This window comes from Comamonas sp. wu1-DMT, from assembly GCF_040187805.1.
Classification (GTDB): domain Bacteria; phylum Pseudomonadota; class Gammaproteobacteria; order Burkholderiales; family Burkholderiaceae_C; genus Comamonas; species Comamonas thiooxydans.
This window is the reverse complement of record NZ_JBANEM010000032.1, coordinates 1-24,007: the sequence shown is the minus strand read 5'-3', so window position 1 is coordinate 24,007 and position 24,007 is coordinate 1. Positions and strand designations below refer to the sequence as shown.

At 62.4% G+C, this 24,007-nt stretch carries 19 protein-coding genes, 1 tRNA gene and 1 pseudogene; 3 read left to right on the top strand and 18 right to left on the bottom strand.

Translation table 11 applies throughout. From position 1 onward, the window contains the following. Nucleotides 1-7 precede the first annotated feature (7 nt). Nucleotides 8-1,471 (bottom strand): TonB-dependent receptor, encoded by a 1,464-nt coding sequence (locus V8Z78_RS25640; protein WP_349732413.1) that lies wholly within the window; start codon nucleotides 1,469-1,471, stop codon nucleotides 8-10. A gap of 173 nt (nucleotides 1,472-1,644) precedes the next feature. Here V8Z78_RS25640 and V8Z78_RS25635 point away from each other — a divergent pair, with 173 nt between their 5' ends. Together V8Z78_RS25635 and V8Z78_RS25630 are read left to right on the top strand one after the other, a co-directional pair. Beyond that, nucleotides 1,645-2,580 carry a helix-turn-helix transcriptional regulator gene (locus V8Z78_RS25635; RefSeq protein WP_349732412.1) on the top strand — a complete coding sequence of 312 codons (936 nt, stop codon included), beginning with the start codon at nucleotides 1,645-1,647 and terminating at the stop codon, nucleotides 2,578-2,580. Continuing rightward, nucleotides 2,577-3,401 (top strand): class I SAM-dependent methyltransferase, encoded by an 825-nt coding sequence (locus V8Z78_RS25630; RefSeq protein ID WP_349732411.1) that lies wholly within the window; start codon nucleotides 2,577-2,579, stop codon nucleotides 3,399-3,401. The genes V8Z78_RS25635 and V8Z78_RS25630 overlap by 4 nt, the downstream gene beginning before the upstream one ends. A 56-nt stretch (nucleotides 3,402-3,457) precedes the next feature. On the opposite strand, the pseudogene V8Z78_RS25625 reads toward V8Z78_RS25630, so the two are convergent. From V8Z78_RS25625 to V8Z78_RS25580, 11 genes and pseudogenes are all read right to left on the bottom strand, one after another. Next, nucleotides 3,458-4,225: pseudogene (locus V8Z78_RS25625) on the bottom strand (IS5 family transposase); the annotation flags it as partial. A 151-nt stretch (nucleotides 4,226-4,376) separates the two neighbouring features. Continuing rightward, a complete protein-coding gene (locus V8Z78_RS27250) occupies nucleotides 4,377-4,619 on the bottom strand; it encodes a transcriptional repressor (RefSeq protein WP_502878874.1) in 243 nt (80 codons plus the stop codon). A gap of 14 nt (nucleotides 4,620-4,633) precedes the next feature. Next, nucleotides 4,634-6,022: an efflux transporter outer membrane subunit gene (locus V8Z78_RS25620; RefSeq protein ID WP_349732410.1), complete on the bottom strand. Its 1,389-nt coding sequence runs from the start codon at nucleotides 6,020-6,022 to the stop codon at nucleotides 4,634-4,636. Between the two features lie 2 nt (nucleotides 6,023-6,024). Further along, nucleotides 6,025-7,983: an ABC transporter permease gene (locus tag V8Z78_RS25615; protein ID WP_349732409.1), complete on the bottom strand. Its 1,959-nt coding sequence runs from the start codon at nucleotides 7,981-7,983 to the stop codon at nucleotides 6,025-6,027. 5 nt (nucleotides 7,984-7,988) lie between these two features. Next, nucleotides 7,989-9,170, bottom strand: coding sequence for an efflux RND transporter periplasmic adaptor subunit (locus tag V8Z78_RS25610; RefSeq protein WP_349732408.1), 1,182 nt, complete (start codon nucleotides 9,168-9,170; stop codon nucleotides 7,989-7,991). A 109-nt stretch (nucleotides 9,171-9,279) separates the two neighbouring features. Next, nucleotides 9,280-9,621 (bottom strand): DUF3325 domain-containing protein, encoded by a 342-nt coding sequence (locus V8Z78_RS25605; protein WP_046462264.1) that lies wholly within the window; start codon nucleotides 9,619-9,621, stop codon nucleotides 9,280-9,282. Next, nucleotides 9,618-11,354, bottom strand: coding sequence for a PepSY-associated TM helix domain-containing protein (locus tag V8Z78_RS25600; protein WP_349732407.1), 1,737 nt, complete (start codon nucleotides 11,352-11,354; stop codon nucleotides 9,618-9,620). Before V8Z78_RS25600 ends, V8Z78_RS25605 begins: the two co-directional genes overlap by 4 nt. After that, nucleotides 11,354-11,647 carry a hypothetical protein gene (locus tag V8Z78_RS25595; protein ID WP_003074680.1) on the bottom strand — a complete coding sequence of 98 codons (294 nt, stop codon included), beginning with the start codon at nucleotides 11,645-11,647 and terminating at the stop codon, nucleotides 11,354-11,356. Before V8Z78_RS25595 ends, V8Z78_RS25600 begins: the two co-directional genes overlap by 1 nt. A gap of 11 nt (nucleotides 11,648-11,658) precedes the next feature. Then, nucleotides 11,659-13,896, bottom strand: a complete 2,238-nt coding sequence (locus tag V8Z78_RS25590) for a TonB-dependent siderophore receptor (RefSeq protein WP_349732406.1) — start codon at nucleotides 13,894-13,896, stop codon at nucleotides 11,659-11,661. A 523-nt stretch (nucleotides 13,897-14,419) separates the two neighbouring features. Next, nucleotides 14,420-14,496: transfer RNA gene (locus V8Z78_RS25585), tRNA-Gln, on the bottom strand. A 175-nt stretch (nucleotides 14,497-14,671) separates the two neighbouring features. Next, nucleotides 14,672-16,048, bottom strand: a complete 1,377-nt coding sequence (locus tag V8Z78_RS25580) for an amidohydrolase (protein ID WP_349732405.1) — start codon at nucleotides 16,046-16,048, stop codon at nucleotides 14,672-14,674. Between the two features lie 96 nt (nucleotides 16,049-16,144). On the opposite strand from V8Z78_RS25580, the gene V8Z78_RS25575 reads away from it, so the two are divergent. After that, nucleotides 16,145-17,179: a GlxA family transcriptional regulator gene (locus tag V8Z78_RS25575; RefSeq protein ID WP_349732404.1), complete on the top strand. Its 1,035-nt coding sequence runs from the start codon at nucleotides 16,145-16,147 to the stop codon at nucleotides 17,177-17,179. 196 nt (nucleotides 17,180-17,375) lie between these two features. On the opposite strand, the gene V8Z78_RS25570 is transcribed toward V8Z78_RS25575, so the two are convergent. The 6 genes from V8Z78_RS25570 to V8Z78_RS25545 all read right to left on the bottom strand — a co-directional run. Beyond that, entirely contained in the window at nucleotides 17,376-18,362 is a 987-nt protein-coding gene (locus tag V8Z78_RS25570; protein ID WP_003063664.1) for a tripartite tricarboxylate transporter substrate binding protein, read from the bottom strand. A gap of 68 nt (nucleotides 18,363-18,430) precedes the next feature. Beyond that, the gene (locus tag V8Z78_RS25565) at nucleotides 18,431-19,360 is read right to left on the bottom strand and encodes a 2-hydroxyacid dehydrogenase (protein WP_349732403.1); all 930 of its coding nucleotides are present in this window, start codon (nucleotides 19,358-19,360) and stop codon (nucleotides 18,431-18,433) included. Nucleotides 19,361-19,512: 152 nt separating this feature from the next. Beyond that, nucleotides 19,513-20,283, bottom strand: coding sequence for a class II aldolase/adducin family protein (locus tag V8Z78_RS25560; RefSeq protein WP_003063661.1), 771 nt, complete (start codon nucleotides 20,281-20,283; stop codon nucleotides 19,513-19,515). Nucleotides 20,284-20,325: 42 nt separating this feature from the next. Continuing rightward, nucleotides 20,326-21,870 carry a class I adenylate-forming enzyme family protein gene (locus V8Z78_RS25555; RefSeq protein WP_349732402.1) on the bottom strand — a complete coding sequence of 515 codons (1,545 nt, stop codon included), beginning with the start codon at nucleotides 21,868-21,870 and terminating at the stop codon, nucleotides 20,326-20,328. 86 nt (nucleotides 21,871-21,956) lie between these two features. Beyond that, nucleotides 21,957-22,943, bottom strand: a complete 987-nt coding sequence (locus tag V8Z78_RS25550) for a tripartite tricarboxylate transporter substrate binding protein (protein WP_279088970.1) — start codon at nucleotides 22,941-22,943, stop codon at nucleotides 21,957-21,959. Nucleotides 22,944-23,070: 127 nt separating this feature from the next. Further along, a partial coding sequence (locus tag V8Z78_RS25545) for an electron transfer flavoprotein subunit alpha/FixB family protein (protein WP_349732401.1) occupies nucleotides 23,071-24,007 on the bottom strand: 937 nt, incomplete at its 5' end.

Here is a 24,007-nt window from a genome sequence, read left to right as displayed (position 1 = left end):
CCAACCCTTAAAGCCGGTTTCGTAGGACCAGTTTTTTTTCTGGCTCGAAGGCGGCATAGTCGGACGCCGCAGACAGGGCATTGAACCCACCGGTCCGGATGCCACGGCTTGCACTGACGTACCACTGATGCTCTGGAGAAAACTGATATTGCAGCGCCAGCTTGGGCGAGAAGTGGGTCCAGTCCAGGTCCTTGCGCGCCGTGCCCTGGGGGGCGATCTCTATCTTGCTGCGCTCCAGTCGCGCGCCGGCAGACAAACTCCATGCGTCAGAAAACGGCAGGTTCCAGTGCGTGAACACGGCCAGCGTCCGACTTTTCTGATCGGCACGCAGGTCCTCCACCCGCATCATCCGGCGACCGACATTGTGTAGATCGGTGTCATTGTGATCGGCGTAGACGCCCGCAAGCCAGTCCGCTGCGCCCAGCTGGCCTTCCAATCGAAATTCCTGTGAGAACATGCGCAGCCGATGGTCACGGCGGATATGGGTGATGTCGGCCGGCATGAAATCCGTGTCCTGCTGGATGTCATCGGTGAAATCACTCCACGCCGTGATCGAACGCAGGCGCAGCCCACTGGAGAAAGCGTGAGACGCATCGAGCGCCAGCGACTGGCCTTTCGAGCGATTCCAACTGTTGGTTCCAGAAGCAATATGTTCCCGCGCTGCTGCCGGAGCACCCCACAAGGCCGCGCCATCGTCGTAATCCTGCCTTGCATAGCGCAAGACCGCATCCGTCGCAGCGCTGGGTGTCCAGCGCAAGCCAAGTTTCAGGTTTCCACGCTCCCGGTCATCCGCCTTGCCACCGGTGTAGGTGTTGGTGATGAAGCCATCCTGCTTCAGCCACGAACCCGAAATACTGACGTACAACGTATCCTCCACCAGAGGGCGACTCAGCGAGAACCGCAGGCCACGCTTGTTGCGACTGCCGATATCGGCCGAGACCCTGGCACGCGGCGTGTTGTCCATCGGCAGACTGTGGATTGCGATCACCCCGGCTTCGGCATTGCGACCGTAGAGTGTGGATTGCGGCCCCCGCAGCACCTCGATCCGATCCACATCCAGCATCGCATCTTCGAAGCCCTGCGCGGTATGTACCGGCACACTATCGACCAGCAGCAGTGTCGACGTGGAGAATGTATTGAAGTTGGCCGTCAAACCGCGCATGACGGGCGCATTCAGCCCGGCCTGTCCGAAGGGCTGGAACGACAGCCCCGGTATCCGCCCCTCCAATTGCTCCATGCCCGTGACCTGCGACTGCTCCAGCTCCAAGCCGTCGATCACTGCCACGCTGGCAGCTACCTTCTCCAACGGTCGCTCAGTCTTGTCAGCAGTCACAGTGACTGCGGGCAATTCAGCGACGGCGCTGCAAATAGCGGATTCGGGCAGGTTTTGCGCACTTGTAACTACAGGCAGTGCGAGCATTGGCAAGGTAAGCAGGAGCGCGCGATTCAACGCGCTGTGAGAGTGGTTCATGTGGTGGCCAAGGAGAAAAGGGATGACGAATCCAGCGCAAAACGCCTGAAGCCACTATAATTTTTATTTGCGAATGACTATCATTCAATATTTAGGCGATCCGGATTTTTCCTTTGGCATTTCGGAGCGGACCCAATTTGCTGGAAGGAGAGAATCGAAACCGAGGTGGAGATATGGCCTACCGATTCAATGCCGCAGACATCGACGCACCTTCTCGCCTTGGCCAAGGCATCTGGCTGCGTTCGCAACTGCCTGATGAGCTTGGCGATTGCACAACCGACATGTGCCACCTGGACGACGGTCTGGCATTGGCCTATACCCACTATCGTCCAAGCCACGACCTGCTGGAATGCAGCAACATGGAAAGGGACGGTCGATCTCTGACCACCACCATTGCGCTGGAAGGCGAATCCAGCACCATCGGTGTCGATGGTCAGCGTTTCGATTTCATTGCGGGCCACAGCACCATGGCAGCCTTCTCCAGCGTCCGTGGAGAGCGGCATTTCCCTGCCAATCGGCCCATTCGCCAATTGCGCCTCATCGCAAGCGAACCATTGCTGCGACGCTATCGTCTGGAACATCTGATGGATGGTGTGCGCAACGACCATACGGCCCGAAACCTGCATTTCGGCCTGCACAGTGGAGCGACACGACAGTTGGCCCAGTCACTGGTGCATCTGCATGGCAGTGACGCTGGTGTGCTCGATCTGCATATCGCCGCGCTGAGTCTTCTTGCAGAACAAACCCGAATCTTCCGGCTGCCAATCACCACCACCGGCAAGTTACGCGAGAATGACCAGACACGAATACTGCATGCCCGCGACATCATGGTGCGCGAATTTGCCCGGCCTCTGACCATCGCCTGGCTGTGCACCACCGTCGGCACCAATGAATTCAAGCTCAAGCAGGGCTTCCGCGAGCTGTTTGGTACCAGCCCACACCGCATGCTCATCGACATCCGCATGCAAAAAGCCTGGGACCTACTGGAAAGCGGCCTGCATGTGTCCACCGTCGCCTACCAGGTCGGCTATCAGCACCTGTCCAGCTTCAGTGCCGCCTTTGAACGTTACTACAGCCGCACACCGAAATCAGTGGCCAATCCGCCATGAGCACTGAAACACCCACCCTCTCTGCCGTGCCCTCGACCCTACGGATTCCGCTCGCGGCAAGAGCATATGGCGGCACTCTGTTTCCGCACATGGCGGTAGATGATCGCAACGCTGCACACGCGCTGGCGCGTATGTGCGACAACGGCCAACAATGGCTGCGCGATCGTCAGAGCGTCTACGGCACATTGGCACGCACCCAGCGTTTTCGCGATCAGGCCCGCGAATTCCTGACCCGCCACCCCGATGCGCATGTGGTCAACCTGGGCTGCGGTCTAAGCGATTACCTGCAATGGATCGACAACGGCCAGATGTGCATGACCGATGCCGATCTGCCCGAAGTCATGGCGATCCGCCGCAAGATCCTGCCCAAAAGCAACGAGCGCCACGCATTGGCGGAACTGGACCTTGCTTCCACTGATTGGTGGGACCGCCTCGGCCTGCCCGCCAGCCGCGATGCCGATCCGGTGTTGCTGATGAGCGAAGGCGTGTTCATGTACCTGGAGCCAACCACCGTGAATACCGTGCTCGCCACCTTCGGCGAGCGTGCCCCGGCCGGTTCGATCTTCACCTTTGACGTCATGTGCTGGCTCGTGATCGGCCGCGCCAAGCATCACACCTCGGTCAAGCATACTGCCGCTGAGTTCAATTGGGGCCCGCGCAAGCTGGCTGATCTCACCGCACCGCATTCCCGTCTGTCGCTGCAATCCGAAGCACAAGTGATGGGCAGTTACAACCTGTTTTACAAACTGCTGCAGCCGGCATTCAAGGTACTAACCGGAGTTCCTTTCTATGCGGTGTATACGCTGGTTGCAGGCACGTAATCGGCGCTGTTGCATAACCTGGCATGAGGATAAGTCCCCACTTACCCCAGGGGCGGTTATGCCACGCGCACAGTCTCGGGCGCTGCCAGGCTGGTAAACCTGTTGAGGATGGACGCACGGACCTGTAGCTCCGTGACCTGTCTATCGAAGTCTCGGGCCATCACCCGCTCACCCATCCGCTCGAAGCAGCCCATCTTGGCTTCCACCAGGCTGCGGCGCTGGTAAGCGCTCCATTTCTTCCAGATCGTGCGCCCGAGCTTGCGCGTCGTTCTCAGGAACTTGTTGCGGGCCTGTGCTCCCGCTCTGGCATCGGTCCACGGCTTCGCATTGCGGCGCGTCCGGATGATCGCTGCGGCTTGCCGACCGGCGATAGCCTCGTGGCAAGCTTTGGTGTCATAGGCTCCCGAGCACACGGGCCGTCAGGTGGCATCCGGGCCAGTAGTTCCGGCAGCATGGGCGCATCGCCAATGGCGTTGTCCGTGATTTCGATGGTGCGGATCTCTAGCGTCTGTACATCAATACCCAGGTGAACCTTGCGCCACTGTCGCCGATAGTCAGCGCCATGCTTCTCGGTCTTCCACTCCCCTTCGCCCAGCAGCTTCACGCCGGTACCATCGATCAGCAGGTGCTGGCCCGTCTTGTTGGGACGTGCGGGGATGGTCACGCTCAAGGTCTTCTGGCGACTACACAAGGTGCTGTAATCGGGTTCAGCCCAATCAAGCCAGACTCTCAGCAAGGCCTGTCGTTTGTCGTAGCCCTAGACCGAACATGCACTTGAGCGTCAGGCAGAACTGGATCGCCGCCTCGCTGAATACAGCCGGCCGTGCGGTACTTCGCCCGCGGTGGCTTGCTCATGGGCTGCCAGGTCGCGCGGTCTCGCATGCATGCCTCAGCCGATTTATGCAACAAGGCCCTTTGATCGCCGGATGACTGCGAATGCCGCCCCGGCAGCTGGAAGTCTTGTTGTAGAGTCACTCAACTTTGAAGCAGGTAGCCAGACTCCCGACCTTGCCTGCCGTTGTGATGCACCACCCCCAGCTTGCTCAACTGGGCCACCACCTGCATGACGGTTCCCACACTGACTGGGGTTCCCCGCAGATATAGCTGACGATAGATCTCGTCTCTGCTCAGCGCATCGGGAGCGGAACTCTGCAGGACCTGCAGCACGCCAATTCTGGCCACGGTTGGACGTAGCCCTGCTGCCCTCAACCGTTGCATTACGCTCAGGCCCCTCAACTCTCGGGCCCTTCCGGCAATCGCCTCCAGCCTCCTCCCAAGGCCTTGTAAAGCGCGATGCTTGCCTGAAGGCGCTCCTGTCGTATTTGAACTGCCAGGTCTCGGCTCTGATAGGCCACACGCTGCACATCCAGCAAGGTCTGCAAGTTGTCCGCCCCGGCCTTGTATCGGCTTTCCGCCAGCGAAAGAGCCCTCTGGGCCTGAGCCACTTCCTGCGCCTGAACCACCGCCTGTCTTTCTGCGCCGTCAACCGCATTCAATGCAGTTTGAACATCATTGAAGGCTTGCAGAATGGCCTTGCGGTAGCCGATCACAAGCTCCTGCTTTTGCGCTGCAGCCAGTTCCCGGTTCGACGCAAGTCGCCCTGCATCAAAGATCGGAGCCAGAATTCCCGCTGCCAGAGAAGACAGGGGATTCTCCAACAGCCTGCTGAACTTTTCGCTCTCGGAGCTCAGGCCCGCGGTCAGCGTCACGCGGGGCAGCATGGCTGCTCTGGCAGCGGCAAGATTCGCATCCGCCGCGAGCAGTTGAGCCTCCGCTTTCGCCACATCCGGCCTGCGTGTTATCAGATCCGCAGGCGTACCCTGGCGAACGCCTGGAATCGCCAGATTCGAAAGACTGGTCTCGCCCACAAGATCCATAGTCCATTGCCCCGACAGCAATGCCAGCACCGCGTGTGCGTCTGCAATCTGTTTTCGGAGCAAGGCCACAACACGCTGCTGTGCAGCAACCTGGCCACGCTGCTGAGCCAGCTCCACGGAGGTCGCTGCCCCATAACGGGCTCTGGACTCGACCAGCTTCAAGAGCCGCTCGGAAATCTCCAGGTTGAGCCGGGCAATCTCAGCGCGCTCGCGCAAGCCCACACACTGGAGCCAGGCCTGGGCGACTGAGGCAGTGACCGTCAGACGCACTGTCTCGCGGTCGAAGACACTGGCCTGTCTGCCCGACTCGGCCGCATCCCTCAAGGCGCGCTGACGCCCCCAGAAATCCAGCTCGTAGCTACTCGACAGACCCACTCGCCAAGTGCTGGCGTCTCTTTCCGTATGACTGTCCATCGCTGCAGATCTTGTGGCCCCGAAATCTGCGTTCAAATCCGGTACCAGGGCCGCACGTGCATAAGTTGCCCGGGCATCCGCCTGCTGCACTCTCGCGACGGCAGCCGCCACATCCAGACTTTGAGTCCGGGCTTGCTCAACCAGTGCGCTGAGCTCCGGGCTGCCAAAACCGTGCCACCAACTGGCGCTGACTTGTTCGTTTTCTCCCCCCTGCTCCTGCGCCCAGGCATGAGGAATATCGAGAGACATTCCCCGGGTCTCGTTACTGGATTGCGTTGTCGCGCATCCAGCCAGAGCAAGAGCCGCCAGCACTGCGTTCCATTTGTACATGCCTACTCTCCCGCCAATGCTCGCACGGGCTCCAGACGCGCCGCCGTCCTGGCAGGCATGAAGCCAAAAACCAGACCAGTGAGCACCGCACAGGCAAATGCCCCCAACATGGCTTTCACCGAAAAAATCACAGGTACGCCCGAGACAAGAAGCGTCATTCCGATGCCCAGCCCCGCAAGCAGACCGACGCCCCCACCCACGATGGTCACCATGCTGGCCTCCGTCAGGAACTGGCGCAGGATGTCACGCTGGCGAGCCCCCACTGCCATGCGAATGCCAATCTCCCTGGTCCGCTCGCGCACCGTCATCAGCATCACGTTCATGACTCCGATACCACCGACCACCAGTGAAACTGCCGCAATCAGCCCCAGCATCACGGCCATGCTCTGGCGAGTTGCTGCTTCAGCCTGAATACGAGCTGCTGCATTGCCGATGCCGAAGTCCTCCCGCCCCCCGTGCCGCGCCAGCAGAAGGCTGCGGATCGATTCCTCGGCTTCATGGACCTGCTCCGAGGAGCTGGCCTCCACGACCACGTAATCGGGCTGTGTCTGCGCTTGATAGACTCTCGCACGCCCCGACTGATAGGGAATGAAGACCATGTCGTCATAGTCCTGGGCGCCGGAGTCAGCCCCACGCTCGCTCATGACGCCGATGACTTCGAACGCCGAGTTCCCGATGATCAGCTGCAGCCCCAATGGATTGGCCACCTCTGGGAAAAAATGCTGGTGCGCCTTGTGCCCTATCACCACCAGCGGAGCCAGATCTCGGTCCTCCACATCCGTGAAGTAGCGCCCCTGGGCCACCCTCCAGTGGTGAACCAGCGGCATCTCCTCGCTGGCTGCAAACACATAGATCTGCTTGTCGGCCTTGCCATAGCGCACCGTGACAGGGTCTCCGATGACGGGCATGACTCTGCGTATCGCCGGCAACTCCCGCATGGCGGCCAGATCGTCTTCGGTGATCTGGCCCGCGGGTCCACCGCTGGCCGGTGGTTTGCTGCCCATATAGAGAATGGCTGTTCCCATGGTGCCCATCTGCTCGACCACTTTGCGCCGTGCGCCTTCACCGATGGCCAGCATGACGATCACCGAGGCCACACCGATCACGATGCCCAGCAAGGTCAGGCTGGTGCGTACCCGGTTCATGCGCATGCCGCGCCAGGCACTGCGTGCAGCTTCGGAAATCTCAGCCACCCAGGATATTGCCGATGTTGCGGTATTGCGCTGCGGGGTCAGCGGAGGAACCTCTGCTCGGCTTTGAATGCCATCGGGAGCACTGTCATTGACGACACGTCCATCGCTGATTTCGATGACACGCCTTGCCTGAGCCGCAACGTCGCGATCATGCGTAATCACAATGATGGTGTGTCCCGCATCGGCCAGCTCGCGCAGCAAAGCCATCACCTCGGCGCCGCTATGCGAGTCAAGAGCCCCTGTCGGCTCGTCGGCCAGGATGATGTGGCCGCCGTTCATCAACGCCCGTGCAATGGACACGCGCTGCTGCTGACCGCCCGACAGCTGATTGGGGCGATTGCCCAGGCGCGACCCCAGCCCCAGACGCTCGAGCAGGAGCTGGGCTCTTTGCACCCGCTGCTCCTTGGCCAGGCCTGCATAAATCGCAGGCATCTGCACATTCTCCGAGGCACTTTCACTGGGAATCAGGTGATAGCCCTGAAACACGAAACCGAAGGCTTCGCGACGCAGCCAGGCCAGGGCGTCCGAGTCCAGCGTGGACACATCCTTACCTTGAAACCGATAGCAACCCTCGCTCGGTTTATCAAGGCAACCCAGGATATTCATCAAGGTGGACTTGCCCGAACCGGAGCTGCCGACGACGGCCACATACTCACCCGCGCGAATATCCAGATCAATGCCGTGCAACACGGTCACCGACGGCTGCTCGCCCACTCCGCCATAGTGCTTGCGAATGCCACGCAGCGAAATCAGCGGATCCTGCTCCATCGCACTCACCATTGCAACCACCGCAGACCGCCAGGAATCAGGGTTTCGCCGACGATGACCCGCTCGCCCTCAGCCACGCCGTCAAGCACCTGCACCTGATGGCGACTTCGTACTCCGAGCTTCACGTTTCGCTGCTCAGGCTGCCGTTTGGCTGTCAGCACCCGAACGCTCTGCGATTGCTGATCTTTCTCAGACTGAAGAGCTGTCAATGGAACCGTCAAGGCCTGCTCGGCGCTACCGGTGACAAAGACCACCTGGGCCGTCATCTGCGGCAGCAGTTCCGCATCCTTGTTATCCACGTCGAACAATGCCGTATAGGTCACGGCCTTGGTGGCCGCCGCAGGCGCCGCCGCATTGCCTGCTGCGGAGGCAACGCTTGCCGGCGGCGCAGGCAGCACCTGCCGCACTCGGCTGTTCCACCGACGCGCCTGTTCCTGACCTGCACTCCCCAGAGTCGTGAAATAAACGGGCATGTCCGCTCTCACACGCCGCACGTCGGCTTCCGACACATCCGTCCAGACCGTCATGGCAGTCAGATCTGCGATACGCAAAATATTGGGCGTCTGATAGGTCGCATTCAAGGTCTGCCCTTCACGCGCATCGACGGACACCACCGTACCGGACATCGGTGCATAGATGCGGGTATAGCCCAGACGCGCTTCGTCAGCCTTGAGGCTGGCCTGTGTTTGCTGCATCTGAGCCTTGAGATGGTCGATGCGCGCCGCAGCCCCGGCGACCTGGGCCTCGGCAATCTGCACATCCTCCTGCCTTGTAGCCTCTTCGGCGGCCAGTTGCTGCTGTCGTTTCAACTGCTGACCGGCCAGCTTCAGCTGCGCCTGCTGCTCCGCGATCTGGGCTCGCAGGCTCGCCAGCGATGCTCTGCCTGCATCCACCGTGGCGCGCTGCACGCTGGGGTCGATCTCCACCAGCAATGCGCCTTTCTCGACCCTGGCTCCTGGACTGACCAGCAAACGGGTGATCTGACCCGAGACCTGCGCCCCTACATCCACATAGGTTCTGGGCTGCAAAGTACCGATGGCAGTGACGGTGGACTCCACATCGCCGCGCTGCACCGCAACACTTTGGTACTCGACCCTGGGCCGACTCCCCCACCACAAGGCAATACCTCCAGCACAGACCAGCAGCAGCCCGAGGCTGCCCCAGCGTTTGATTTGTCCCACCGTCATGAACGTTGCACTTTCCAGAAAACAATTCGCAGTCGCTGCTGAAACCCATGGCCACGGTATGAGTTGGAGCGATTGAAGATCAGAAGCCTTGCGGGCTTCAAGGGATCCGTCACCAGAGGCAGCTGACGCCCCCCAGCAGCGCCGTCATGGCGGCCGCCACCGCTAGGTGTCGAGCCGACCAGGAAAGCCCCGCGACCGTCGCGAGAGCCCCCAGACTCCAGAAGCCCAGCACGAGCACGCTGCCAACCGTTGCACTCCACCCACGCATGGCAGGCAGGCAGACGGCCAGCAAAAGCAATGCTCCCAGCACACGCAGCGCCATGCGATGCGCTGTCGGCACCTCGTCCAGAGATGTCAATTGCGCGTAATGGCGGTCCATGGCAAAAGCCAGAGCCGTCATGCCTCCCATCGAAAGAGCAAAGGCCTGCAAGGATGACTGCCACAAGGTCATGACAGGCTCCCTTGCTTAGCGGCACTTGCGTCCGCAGCCGCAGGCAGGTCTTTCGACAATTCACGAGCCGACAATTCACGAGCCATTTGCTTTCGCACGGGCTTCAGGCCCGATGCCTTGCGCATCCAGGCCCAGGCGCCGGCCGCCGCCACTCCGACAGCAAGGGCGAAAAGCTCAACCCCCGCGCTCTCCCAGTCGCCATCGAGAAGGTATGCAGCAAGTTGCTCTCCAGTCGTCAGGAGATTCAGCAAGGGCAACAGAAGACAAAGCACAGCCAGTGCTGCCATCTGATCGCGCCAAGCCAGTGGCGGCGACCTCAGCAGCGCATGTATGAGAGCCAGAATCCACAGCGCAAAGAAGACCACCAGCTCCCATCTGGAGCGTTGCGAGATTTCGACAGGCAGCAAACGATTGGCCCACAAAAATCCCACGCAGGCGATGCCCAGTCCCGCGATGGCCGCCACATTCGCGGCTTCAATCATCCGGTAGACCTTGGAGGTGCTGGAGCCAAACTCCCCCTGATGCCTCCCCCGCCGTTTGACCATGAAGAGAATCGCCCCCGTAGCCATCATGGCGCTTCCGGCCAGCCCGCAAATGAAGTACAGCCACTTCAGCGGCAGCCCGCCATAAGTCGCCATATGCAGCCCGCCGATCACCGATTGCGCGAGTGATGCCGCACCGCCATCCATACCTCCGGGCAAGCGCAACTGCTGCAACTCTCCAGTAGCGGCCGAGAACATGGCCATGCCGCTGCTGGGGCTGAGACGCTTGCTCAGATCGTCGGCATCATTCCAGCCATAGACGCCGATACGCGCAGCCGCATCTCCGGGGTAGTCGATCACCACAGCCCGCACGGGCTGTCCGATCAAGGCCTGCCCGCGCAGCACGAAGGACTCCAGATCCGGTACAGGCATGGCCTGACCCGAACGCTGTGGCTTGCCTGGTTCATTCAGCGCCACCTGGAAAGACTTGACGGCTTCGGCACTGCTGCCGAAGTAGGCCGCAATGCCGGCAGGCATGAAGGTCGCGCAGGATATGGCGATGCCTGTATAGGCGATCATGAACTGGAAAGGAAGCGTCAGCACCGCCACGGCGTTGTGCATGTCCAGCCAGCTTCTCTGCCCTTTGCGAGCGCGGAAGGTGAAGAAGTCCTTGAAGATTCGTCTATGGGTAATCACTCCGCTGACCAGTGCCACCAGCATGGCAAGCGCGGCGATGCCCACAATCCAGAGTCCGAGCTGTCCTGCATGCAGCTGATAGTGGAAGTCCACGAAATGATGGCCACCCGATGTCTGGCGCACCTTGGGAGCTTCAGAGGCATCCATGGCACTTCCGGACTTCGGGTCCAGCTGGGCCGCCGCATACTGTCCCTCGCGATCGAACCAGTAGACACGCAAGTCCCCGCCCCCTTGGGAGTCTGCAGGCCACAGCTCCCACATGTCTGCGCCAGGGTGCTGCCGCTGCATATATGCCATACCCCATTGCAGACGCTGGCGCAGGGAAGACTGCGCTTGCGGCACGGTGCCTGCCTGCCTGGCCTCGGCTTGTTCATGGGCATGATGCTCGGGAGTCATCCAATGGGTGATGGGCTCCTCGAAGACGGCCAGGGTACCCGTCAGAAAAACGGCATACAGCAGCCAGGAGAACCATAAGCCGCACCAGGTGTGCAACCATGCCTGAGCCTGCCGGAAGCTGCCTTTGCCTGCGCCCGATTCCTTCTTTGCCGGCTGCATCAGCGTCCCTTCAGGAAGATCAACGCCGCGGTGCCAAGGAGCATGCCGATCATCACGATGCCCAGCACGCCCCATATCCGCCGTGGCGATGCCGGAGAAAAAGCCCAAATCACGGCAGCCACGTACCAGAGCCAGCTAGACTGCATGCCCCCCAGAATGGTCTCCACACGAGATTGACTCATCGCACCACATAAAACCACCCAGGCACTGGAAACGGCATAACCGCCCAGCACTGCAGCAGCCAGACGCGATCCCAGTCCCCAGTCAGAGCGCAGCCCATCAGATTGCGACATTGCTACGCCCGTCAGAAACGGCCCTTGAGCGACACGGTAACCGTACGCTTTTCGCCGTAAAAGTTGCCGTAACCCGCATAGCCGACCGTGCTGTAGTAAGTCTTGTCAAACAAGTTCCCCACATTCATCGCAAGGCTCCAATCCTTGTTGAATGCATAGGCCACACGAGCCGACCAGACTGCGTAACCCGGGGAAGTGAAGTTGTAAGGTGTCCAGGCTCCGTCATAACGGCCCGTTGCCGGGTTGTAAGCGCTGATGCCCGAAGCCCGGTAGTTCGAGCTCTGCGCCACCACACCTCCGCCCACGCTCCAGCCGCGCAAATCGCCGCTCATGCGATAGTCCGCCCAGGCCTTGAACAGATGGCGCGGCGTGACCGTGCTGAACTGGGCGCTGTCCTTGCGTCTGTCTTCGTTGCTGTTGTAGGTATAGCCCACCGCCAGCTGGAGATTGGGAGTGATTCTCCCCGTCATCTCCAGATCGATGCCCTGGCTCAGCTTGAAGCCGTCGCGGAAGTAGCAGCAACCGCCGCGCCAATCGGTCTGGGGGTAAGCGGGGTCGTAAACGGCCTCGCCTTTTTTATCGGTACGAAACAATGCCGCACTGGCAATCAGATTGGGGGTCAGCTCGCTTTTGACACCCAGCTCGTAGGTACGACCACGCACCGGATCCAGCGGCGTCCCCGGCAGTGGTGCCGAGAACTTTCCGGCCTGGGACTGATAGATCTCGGCGGTGCTGAAATACAGATTGGTCGACTTGGTCAGCTCATGCATCAGCCCCATATAGGGCACAAAGACATTCGATTCCCGACTCTTTGCCGTGAGAGCACCGTTCATGTCGTGCTGGGTATTGCGATCCTGCAGCACATAGCGTCCGCCCAAAACCACGGACCAGCGCTCCACGGGACGCAGGCGAATAGAGCCATAGAGGCCGCTCTTTTGCGTTTTTGTCTGCGAGCCGCTGGTCCAGTCACCCAGCGGATAACCGGGGTCTTCCGGTGGGATCCGGTTGAAGACGTCGGCCGGCCCCACTCTCGGCCACAGGCTTCGATTGGTATTGCTGTTGTGGTGCTGATCCAGACCCAGTATCACATCGTGGCGCTGACCCAAGGCATCAAAGCTACCCTGCAAATTGATATCGAAGCTGGTTTCACGCTCGCGTGACTTGGCTTGATGGATCCACCAGTCCGCACCCTGCAGCGTGACGGGATCCGGCGAACTTTCGATCTCCGCGCCATTCACGCCCTCATTGAAGCGGGTGTGTCTGAGCTGGGTCTTGAGCAGCCAGTCATTGCCGAGTTGCTGCTCGAGCTTGGCAAAGACCGTGGTGTTCTCGCGATTGATCCAGTTCCAGGGTGCACCAAAGTTGGTATTGCGCGCAAAGCCGATATCGCTGCCATCCGCATAGCGCGGCAGGCTGGCATTGAAGCCCGTGTTTCTGTCTTTCTGATAGCTGGCACCCAGCGTGGCAACCGTGCTGGACGTCAGGTCCATCTCCAGCGCCCCATACAGCATCTGCCGCTTGAGCTTGGATGGGGCTGCCATTTCCTTTCGGTCATGGTTCACGGCCACGAAACGGCCACGCAGAGTTCCGCTTTCGTTCAACGCGCCCGTGGTGTCGAGCTCAGTGCGATAGTTGCTCATGGTTCCGCCGGAAAGCAGAACCTGCGTCTGACGCTTGGCCTGGGGCCTTTTGTAGGTGAAGTTCAGAACCCCACCAGCCTCACCTGCACCAAACAGACCGTCGGCTCCGCGCAGCACACTGACGCTGTCGAACTGCGCCATGTCCAGGCTGCGACTGCCCGAGCGAGAGGAGCTGGCAGCACCGCCATCGAACCGGAAATTGGTGATGTTCATGCCGCGGGACAGATAGGTCGTATCCAGCCAGGTCTCTTCGCGCGTGATCCCGGTGGTGTAGTTCATCACATCATCGAGCGTGCGCATGGCCTGATCGTCCATGCGCTGACGAGTCACCACAGTCACCGACTGCGGAACCTCGCGCAGAGACTGCGCCGCCTTGCCGACCTCGACTCCGCCGGCCACGTAGGAATCACTCGACTCTCCATAGACATTGGGAATGGCCTTTTCCTGCACCGTCACTTCTGCCAGTGTCGAGGCGGCATCCTCTTGTGCATGGCTGAGACCAGGCAGCAGGCAGACCACGCTGACGGCCACAACCGTGGCATGAAGACGAAATGGCAAAACCCCGGCGACGGGGAAAAACGAGCGTTCCAGCATGAGCGTAAAAAACAAGCCTGGGTGTTCTCTTCAGACAAGAAGTGCCGAAGAACGAATGACGCTGTGGCTGGAACGGAGACACCGTATAGGGGCTGGCAGCAAGAAACAGAACGAGAATCAATCTCAATTCCATTTCCGTGAGGATTGTAAAGCTCAGGTAAAAAAAATTGCCACTGTTTTGTAAATCGATAGCGCAGGTCTGCTGCACTGCGACCAGCCACGCGCTGCTGAATCGCTGCTCATCGTCTGGGTTGACGCTATTCACACCTAGGCATCGAGCCCGCTCCAGCAAAGCTGCGGGACGGTTTGGCGGCACACCAGCGCCCCCGCCGGTGTCAGAGTGAAAGCACTCCTGCGAAACCTGGAATTTCTCTGCCGGACCTTGAGCCACTTCGGGCTTTATGGCGCACTCATTGGATACGCGTCGATCAATGGCTGCAGCAAGCCCAATCTGCCGGCTTCTCCTGGGAGCCAGGCGCAGCATTGAAGACAAAGAAAAAGCCCCGGCTGCATAAACAGTCGGGGCTTTTTTATATCTTGGCAGGGGAAGAAGGATTCGAACCTTCGCATGCTGGAATCAAAATCCAGTGCCTTAACCAGCTTGGCGACTCCCCTACAGAGATAGTGATTATAGCCCGGTTTTTCCAGGGTTTCAAAAAACGCCCATCGCCATGCAAAACCACGGCCAGCGAATCAATGCTTTGGTCGGGAGCGTTCAACGCTTGCCAATGCTTTTCGCTGCACCGAATCGCAAAGGCAAGCGACCTCAGCCGCTCATAGTGAACAACGACTATGGATTGCGCTGCAGATAGTCCACGGCCAGCGCGGCCAGTGAACGTGCACCCGTTGGCAGTTGCTTCTCGTCGATGTCGAACAGCGGCGAGTGATTGGGCGGTGCCTTGGTGAAGTCATGGCCTGCCGGCGGCGCACCCAGGAAGTAGAAGAATCCCGGCACCACTTTCTGGAACTCCGAAAAATCCTCGGAACCGCTGACCTTGGGAATCACCATGGCCTTGCCGCCCAGGGCCAGCTTGAGCGCGGGCAGCGAGGCCTCGGTCAGCGCGGCCGGATTGGTGGTGACAGGATAGGCCACAGGGCCGAAGCGCACCTTGGCCTTGGCGCCGCTGGAGGCCGCGATCTGCTCGGCCGTGGCCGTGATTCGCTTGTGCGCTTCCTGGCGCATGTCTTCGTCGAAGGTACGCAGCGTTCCCTGCATCTCGACATTGTCGGGAATGATGTTGTAGCGCGTGCCGCCCTGGATGGAACCAATGGTCAGCACGGCAGGCTCCAGGCTGATGTTGAGCTGGCGGCTGACAACGGTCTGCAGGCCCAGCACCACCTGGCTGGCCGCGACAATGGGATCGACCGCACTCCACGGCGACGAGCCATGGCCGCCCCGGCCCTCGACCTGGATGCTCAGGCTGTCCGAGCCCGCCATCAGCGGCCCGCTGCGGTAGCCCACCATGCCCGAGGGAAGATTGGCCGTGATGTGCAGGCCGTAGATGGCCTGCACATCCTTGAGCACGCCGGCCTCCACCATGGCCTTGGCGCCGAAACTGGGTACATGACCATGAGCATCGGCCTCCACCGGAGCGCCTTCCTCGGCCGGCTGGAAGATGAATTTCACCGTGCCCGGCAGCCTGGCGCGCATGCCGGCCAGCGCCTCGGCCGCGCCCATGAGCATGGCCACGTGGGCATCGTGCCCGCAGGCATGCATGACCGAGACCTGCTTGCCCATGTACTGTGCCTTGGCCTTGGAGGCGAAGGGCAGGCCCGTCTTCTCGGCCACAGGCAGTGCATCCATGTCGGCGCGCAGGGCCACGGTCCTGCCTGGCTGGCCGCCGCGCAGCACCCCCACCACGCCCGTGCCGCCCACGCCGGTCTGCACCTCCATGCCAAGGCGGCGCAGGTGATCGGCCACCAGTTTGGCCGTGCGCACTTCCTGGCCCGACAGCTCTGGATGCTGGTGAATGTCGCGACGCCACTCCACCATCTTGGGCGCCAGCGGCTGAATGGCGGCATCCAGCGCTGCCAGACCCTGGGCATCCAGCCCCTGGGCGCTGGCTGCCAGCGGCAGGCCACAGGCCAGCAAGCCGGCCAGCGCGATGCGCCGCAAGCCTATGCGGGGTGGTGTGGAAAGCTTTGTCTCGGACTGTTTATAAGGCATCTTCGTGACCCTGAAAAATGGCACAAGCAGTCATGCTAAAAGTGAAGCGCCTGTGACAGACACGGCGAAATCGCCATTCGAGGAGTCAGAAACGCCATGCCCCGGACCTTCGTCATCGAGCTGCCCTGCCTGGAGCACAGCGCCACAGGCCACGCCGCGCATCTCGTGGAGATGCTGCGCAGTGCCAACCTTGTTGCCAGCCTGCGCCTGGGCCGGCGCGCACCGCGCTTTGGCTGGCGCTGGGTCGATGACAGGGGCCAGACCCTGCCGGCCATGCCGCACGCGGCCGAAGGCGCTCTGGCCGAAGGGCCGGCGCATGCCGTCTTCGCAAGCACGCTGCATTGCCCCGACATTCCATCCATCCGCGACATCGTCGCCGCGCATCCGGGCCTCACGCAGCGCATCGCCACAGCCTTCGACCAGGGCCTGATCGTGTGCACGCTGGGCAGCGGAGCCTGGTTCGCGGCCGCCAGCGGGCGCTGCGAGGGCCACCGTGTGGCTCTGCCCTGGTATTTCATGGGCGGATTCGGACTGGACTTTACCGGCATAGAACTTGCCGAGGGCCAGTCCTTCGTGGACGACAGGCCCTGGCTCAGCGCCTCCCACCCCGAAGCCCTGGCCCCCATGGCCATCGCACTCACGCGCCATGCCTTCGGCGACGACCTGGCCGCGGCGCTGGCCGCCGTGCTGCAGCCCGATCCCCAGCGCGAACGCGCCACGCGCACCGCCTTGCAGGACCGCCGCATTCCCACCACACGGACCAGCGTGCTGGCCCATGCCATAGCCTGGCTGGAGACGCGCGTGGAGCAGCCCTATGACCTACGGGCGCTGGCGGACGCGGTATCAGCCAGCCCTCGCACCCTGCTGCGCCACTTCCAGCAGGAGTTGGGGCACAGCCCGCTGGACCACCTGCACCGACTGCGCTGCGCGCGGGCTCGGGTGCTGCTCGAGATCACGCTGGAGAGCGTGCCCTCCGTGGCGCTGGCCTGCGGGTATGAGGATGCCTCCGCATTCCGGCGGGTGTTCGTCCGGTATGTGGGAATGACGCCCGCAGCCTATCGGGAAAGGCATACATTGAGGGCGCCGAGGAGGCGGTGGCGCGTCGCCGCCAGCGAGGTTCCGCAGCCTTGACGGCACCGACAAGCTGACGGAGACCTCATCGCACTGTCCCGGGCTTGTTCGGCAGGAGTTCCCACGATGCAGCCATCTCCACTTCGCACCATAGGCGAATGAGGAGATCCCTTTGCGTTCACCTCACCCGGCCGCCGCTCCATTTCCCTTGAGGCCTGCTTCGCCCCCCTGCCGGGGACAAACCAGGCCAAGGAGCCTATTCCACCGTCACCTTGGCTTCACGGATCACTTTCCCCCATTTGGCAGTTTCAGCGGCGATGAAACGATCGCATTCCTCTGGTGTCGATCCTTCGGCAAACGTACCCATGGTCTGCTGCATGCGCTGCGTGATTTCAGGGCTGCGAATGATGCGAGCGACTTCGGCGGACATGCGCTGCACGATCTCCTTGGGCACTCCTGCCGGTGCAATCATTGCTGCCCAGGTGCTGCCCATCAGGTCGGGGATGCCTTGCTCGGCAAATGTCGGTACATCGGGCAAAACCGCCAGTCGCTTGTCGCTGGCCACGCCAATCAGACGAATGCGACCGGCCTTGGCAGGCTGGATCAGATTGGGCGGAGGATCTAGGAACAGCGGGATCTGACCACCCATGAGGTCGGTCAGTGCCGGTGCGGCCCCCTTGTAGGGCACATGAGTCATATCCGTCTTCGTCAGCAACTTCATCAACTCGGTTGTGAGATGCGCGCTGGAGCCGCTTCCCGAGGAGCCAAAGCTGACCTTGCCAGGATGTGCCTTGGCATAGGCAATCAGCTCCCGCGTGGTCTTGAACGGAGCATTGTTAGACACTGCAGCAACCAGAGGCGAGATCCCCATCAGAGACACGCCAACCAGATCCTTGCCAGGGTTGTAGGGCAGCTTGGGATACAGCGTGGTGTTGGCCGCATAAGCGGCAATCACCACTCCGAACGTGTAGCCATCAGGTGCGGACTTGGCCACCTGATCCACACCGATGAGACTGTTCGCACCAGGCTTGTTGTCGATGACGATGGGCTGGCCCAGCGCTTTCTGCAAACCCACTTGCAGCAGACGGGCCATCTGGTCGGTGAAGCCGCCCGCCGTGTAGGGAACGACGATGCGTATGGGCTTGGAGGGCCAGGGGCTCTGGGCCCAGACCGAGGGAGCCAGCATGGCGGCGCCGGCTGCGGCGCTCGATTGAAGAAAGCTGCGGCGAGATGTCGAAGGCATGAATGTCTCTTGGTTCTTGCAAGGATAAAGCGCCGCGCGGCAGCGCGACAGGGAAAGGGAAATACGTCTCAGTATCCGCGGGCCACGTCCACCAGGTTGAGCAAGGGCTCGCCCGCACGCAGGCGGCGCAGATTCTCCAGGCACTGGCGGGCCACGGTGTCGGCCGAGGCCTGGGCCGCGATATGCGGAGTGACAAAGGCCTTGGCGTGCCCCCACACCTTGTTGCCGGGCTGGGGCGGTTCCTCGCGCAGCACATCCAGCGCGGCGCCGGCCAGATGGCCTTCGTCGAGCAGAGCCAGCAGTTCATCCTCGACCACCTGTTCGCCGCGCCCCACATTGATGAAATAGGCGCCACGCGGCAGCAGGGAGAGCGTGCGGCGGTTCAGCAGATCGCGCGTCTCGTGCGTAAGCGGCAAGGCGCAGACCAGAATGTCGCTGCCGGTCAGAAGCTGCTGCAGACCCTCTGCACCGCTGTGGGTAGTCAGGCCGGCAATGTTCTTAGCGCTGCGGCTCCAGCCCGCGACAGGATAGCCCACGGCCTGCATGGCAGCAGCCACGAAGCGACCGACCTCGCCCAGACCCAGAATACCCACGCGGCAGTCGGCGCCGGCGCGCACTGGGCGGCGCAGCCAGTCGCCGGCCTGCTGCTGGCGCGCGAACAGATCCAGCTCGCGCGTATGGCGCAGCGCGGTGCCGACCACATACTGGGCGATCTCGACATGCTGCTGCGGATCGACGGTGCGCGCCACGGGCAGGTCAGCCGGCAGATCGGGCACGGCCAGCAACTTGTCCACACCGGCACTGGGTGCGCACAGCAGCCTGAGCTTCGGATAGGCCGGCAGCACGCCGGGCTTGAGGCTCCAGGCGAGCATGGCTTCGACCTCGGTGGCAGGCGCCTCGTCGCGGTGGGCCCAGACGCGCAGATCGGGTGCCAGCGCACGCAGCGACTCGACGATGGGCGTGCCCATGCTGGGGTGGATGTTGACCAGAATTCCCATTGATTTCTCCATGAATCTGAGCTCTGTTCGCTGCCTGCGAAACGGCAACAGCGCAAGCGAGTGACACCAAGCAAGGGCCGCCCCGCAGCGAGGGTGTCGTCCCCCTCCCGCGAAGCGAGAGAGGGGGAAGGCGCGCAGCGACTCAGGGGGTGTTAGTCCTTATAACTTGGGTCGATGCGGTCCAGGCGGCGCAGCAGGCCCGGCCAGGCCAAGCCCGCGCCTTTGCCCTTGGTGACCTGGCGCGACTGGTTGACCGCGTCGGCAATGATGGCCTGCGGGATGCGCGTCAGCTCGCCGCCACCCGACTGCGCCAAAATCTGGATGCGGCAGGCCGACTCCAGCGTGTACATGGCCAGCACGGCCTCGGCCACGCTGCGGCCGCAGGTCAGCAGCCCGTGATTGCGCAGGATGAGGAAATTGCTGGCACCCAGATCGTCCACCAGGCGCGGCTTTTCGTCATCACGCAGGGCCACGCCCTCGTAGTCATGGTAGGCCAGGCGCACCAGCGGGAAGATGGACTGCTGCGAGATGGGCAGCAGTCCATCCTTTTGAGCCGACACGGCGACGCCGTAGCGTGTATGCGTGTGCAGCACGCACTGCACCTCGGGCCGGCCGTCGTGGATGGCGCTGTGGATGACGAAGCCTGCAGGATTGACGTCGTACTCGCTGTCCATAAGCGGCTGGCCTTCGTGATCGACCTTGACCAGGCTGGATGCCGTGATCTCGTCGAACAGCATGCCGTAGGGGTTGATCAGGAACTGGCCGGGCTGGCCCGGCACGCGCGCCGAAATGTGGGTGAAGATCAGGTCGTCCCAGCCGAAGTGGGCTACCAGCCTATAGGCGGCAGCCAGCTCGACGCGGGTCTGCCACTCTTCGGGCGTCACCTGGCGGCGGACTTCGGACATCGTGGTGTCATGACTCATGGGATAGGTCTCGTGATGGGCATCGTGGAATGGAAGACAGGCTCAGCGTCCCGCCGCGTACTGGTCGCGCAGCTCACGCTTGAGCACTTTGCCGATGGCACTGCGCGGCAGCTCAGCGATGAAGCGCAGGTCGGCCAGGCGCTGGGTCTTGCCGGCTTGCTGGTTGTACCAGCCCATGATCTCCTCGGGCCGGGCCGGCTGGCCCGTGCGCGACACCACATAAGCCACGGGCGTTTCGCCCCATTGATCGGAGGGAACGCCGACCACGACCACATCATCCACGGCCGGGTGGGCGCGCAGCTGAGCCTCCAGGTCGCTGGGATAGATGTTGAAGCCGCCGCTGATGATCATGTCCTTGCGACGGTCGAACAGGGTCAGAAAGCCGTCTGCATCGAATCGGCCCACATCGCCCGTGCGGATGAAGCGCTTGCCCGTGGCATCGAACCATTCAGCCTCGCGTGTCTTGGCGGGCTGACCGTGGTAGCCGGTCATCATGCTGGCCGAATGGCCCACAACCTCGCCGTCCGCGCCGGGAGCGACCTCGCAGCCCTGCTCGTCGATGAGGCGGATGTCATGGCCTTCGGCGGGCTGGCCCACGGTGTGCAGCTTGTCCGGGTGCAGATGGGCTTCGAGGATGCAGGTGCCCCCGCCTTCGGTCATGCCGTAGAACTCGGTGAGACTGCCTGGCCAGCGCGCCACCACATCGGCCTTGAGCTCTGCGCGAAACGGTGCACTGGTGCAGAACTTGGCCTGAAAGCTCGACAGGTCATGCTCGCCGAACTGCGGCAGTGCCATGATGCGCTGGTACTGCACGGGCACCAGCATGGTGTGGGTGACGCGGTGCTGCTGGGCCAGTTGCAGATAGCGTGCCGCGTCGAACTTGGGCATCAGCACCACGCAGCCGCCGCTGCCCAGCGTGGGGAAGAACACCACCAGTGTGGTGTTGGAGTACAGCGGCGTGGCCACTAGCGTCGTACCCTCGGGGCCGTAGCCGTAGACGCCGCCCCGGTTGATATGGGTCCAGCGCATGCCATGCGACTGCACGATGCCCTTGGGAGTCCCCGTGGTGCCCGAGGAATAGATGATGTTGAACGGTGCCTCGGGCGCAAGGCTCACGGCAGCGGGCTGCGCGCCTTCGGGTGCCAGCCAGTCCTCGAAGGCTCTGCCCGGCGCCACGCCGTCCAGCGAGATGCATTGCAGTCCGGTGTCTGCGGGCACCAGGTCCTGAGCCGCCTGGTCGAGGAACAGGTGACGCGCCTGGGCATCGCGCAGCATGGAAGCCAGGCTCTCGGCCGTGGAGGATGGCGCCAGCGGCGCAACCACCACGCCCGCACGCAGCGCGCCCAGGAACAGGGCGGCATAGCACACTGAATTCAACGCACAGATGGCAATGGCCTGGCCCGGCTGCACGCCGTCGCGCTGTAGCGCGGCGGCCACGCGCTCCATGAGGGCGTCGAGCTGGGCATAGCTCAGCGTCTGCTGGTCGTCGCGCAGCGCGGCATGGCCGGGCTGCTGGCACGCATGGCTGCGGATCAGCGCAGCCAGCGTGGTGAAGGGTGCATCGGGCGAAGGCAGGGAAACAGTCATGAGGGGCTCCGTTTCAGGAATTCACGAATCTCAAGCGGACTGCACCTGCGGGCCCCACGGCCCTGCGGGCGCATTGGAGGACAGGCCTATTTGGCAGCCAGGCCCAGGCGATCGATCAGGACCTTGTCCTTGGCGTAGGCCTCGCGCACCCATTGCGCATAGTCGGCACCCGAGCGGTACCAGGCGTCCTGATTGAGCTGCCTGAGCACCTCGACATGGCGCGGATCGTCCATGGCCTTCTTGAAGGCGTCGTGCAGCTTGCGCACCACGGCCGGGTCCATGCCCTTGGGCCCCGCCAGGCCGTAGGGCGAGGTGGAGACCACGCCATAGCCCAGCTCCTTGGCCGTGGGCACGTCGGGCCAGCGCTGGGTGCGCTTTTCACCGAAGGTCATGAGCAGGCGCATCTGGCCGCCATTCACATAGGTGTCCCAGCCCGAGGCATCGCTCTGTGCAGCCACATGGCCGCCCAGCAGGGCCTGCTGCAAGTCGGCGTTGCCCTTGAAAGGCACATGATTGAGAGTGACCTTGGCGTTCTCGGCCAGCTCTTCCATCAGCAGATGCGGCGATGAACCTATGCCCGTGGAGCCGTATTCGATCTTGCCGGGGCTCTTGCGCGCGGCGGCGATGTACTCGTTGAAGCTCTTGTAGGGCGAGTCCGAGCGCACCGTGAAACCGAAGGTATAGCCCGAGACACCGATGATGTAGGTGAAATCGGTGACCGGGTTCCAGGCGGTTTTTTGCATATGTGCCATGCGCAGCATGGACATGGGGAACTGGGTGATGGTGTAGCCGTCGGGCTTGGCGGTGCGCGCCATGGCGCCGGGGCCCAGCGTGCCGCCCGCGCCGGGCTTGTTCTCGACGATGATGGGCTGGCCCAGGTGCTTGCCCGCGATGTCGGCCAGCGTACGCATATGGCGGTCGGTGGGGCCGCCTGCCGGGAATGGCACGATCAGCGTGACCGGCCGCGCGGGATAGTCGCCGGACTGTGCCCAGGCTGATGCGCCGGTGCCTGCGGCAGTCACGAAGGCGGCCGTGGCAAGCACCAGGCTGCGGCGACCAAGGGAAATCTGCATGTTTGTCTCCTGAATCTCTGAACCAGGTGGGGCCGGGGCACATACCTTGTGTGCCGCTCTGGCCGGGGCCCGGACACCGTTGCCCGGGCCGTTGGCACCGCCCTGTTGCGCGGTGCCATGGCAACACTTACATCGTCTTCACCAGCTCAGGCACTGCCTGGAACAGATCGGCTTCCAGCCCGTAATCGGCCACCGAGAAGATCGGTGCCTCCGGGTCCTTGTTGATCGCCACGATCACCTTCGAGTCCTTCATGCCCGCCAGATGCTGGATCGCTCCCGAGATGCCGCAGGCAATGTACAGCTGGGGCGCCACGATCTTGCCCGTCTGGCCCACTTGCAGGTCGTTGGGCGCGTAGCCCGCATCAACGGCCGCACGGCTGGCACCGATGGCCGCACCCAGCTTGTCGGCCAGGGGAGTGATCACTTCGGTGAACTTCTCGGCCGAGCCCAGAGCACGGCCACCGGAGACGATGATCTTGGCTGCCGTCAGCTCGGGACGATCGCTCTTGGTCACTTCGCGGCCCACAAAGGCGCTCTTGCCGCTGTCAGCCACGGCTGCCGCCGTTTCCACGGCCGCCGAGCCGCCAGTGGCAGCTGCTGCGTCAAAGCCGGTGGTACGCACGGTGATGACCTTGACGGCATCGGCGGACTGCACGGTGGCAATGGCGTTGCCCGCATAGATGGGGCGCTCGAAGGTGTCGGCGGAGTCGACCTTGGTGATGTCGCTGATCTGGGCCACGTCCAGCTTGGCGGCCACGCGGGGGGCCACGTTCTTGCCCGAGGCGGTCGAGGGGAACAGGATGTGGCTGTAGTTGCCGGCACCATTTCCAGCAAGTGCCAGCACCTGGGCGGCGACGTTTTCGGCCAGGCCGTCCTTGAGGCTGGCGCCGTCAGCATGGATGACCTTGGAGACTCCGGCGATCTGGGCGGCAGCGGCTGCTGCAGCGGCGGCGCCTTCGCCAACGACCAGCACATGCACATCACCGCCGCAGGCCTTGGCGGCCGTCACGGTGTTCAGGGTCGCGGTCTTGATCGAAGCGTTGTCGTGTTCTGCAATAACGAGA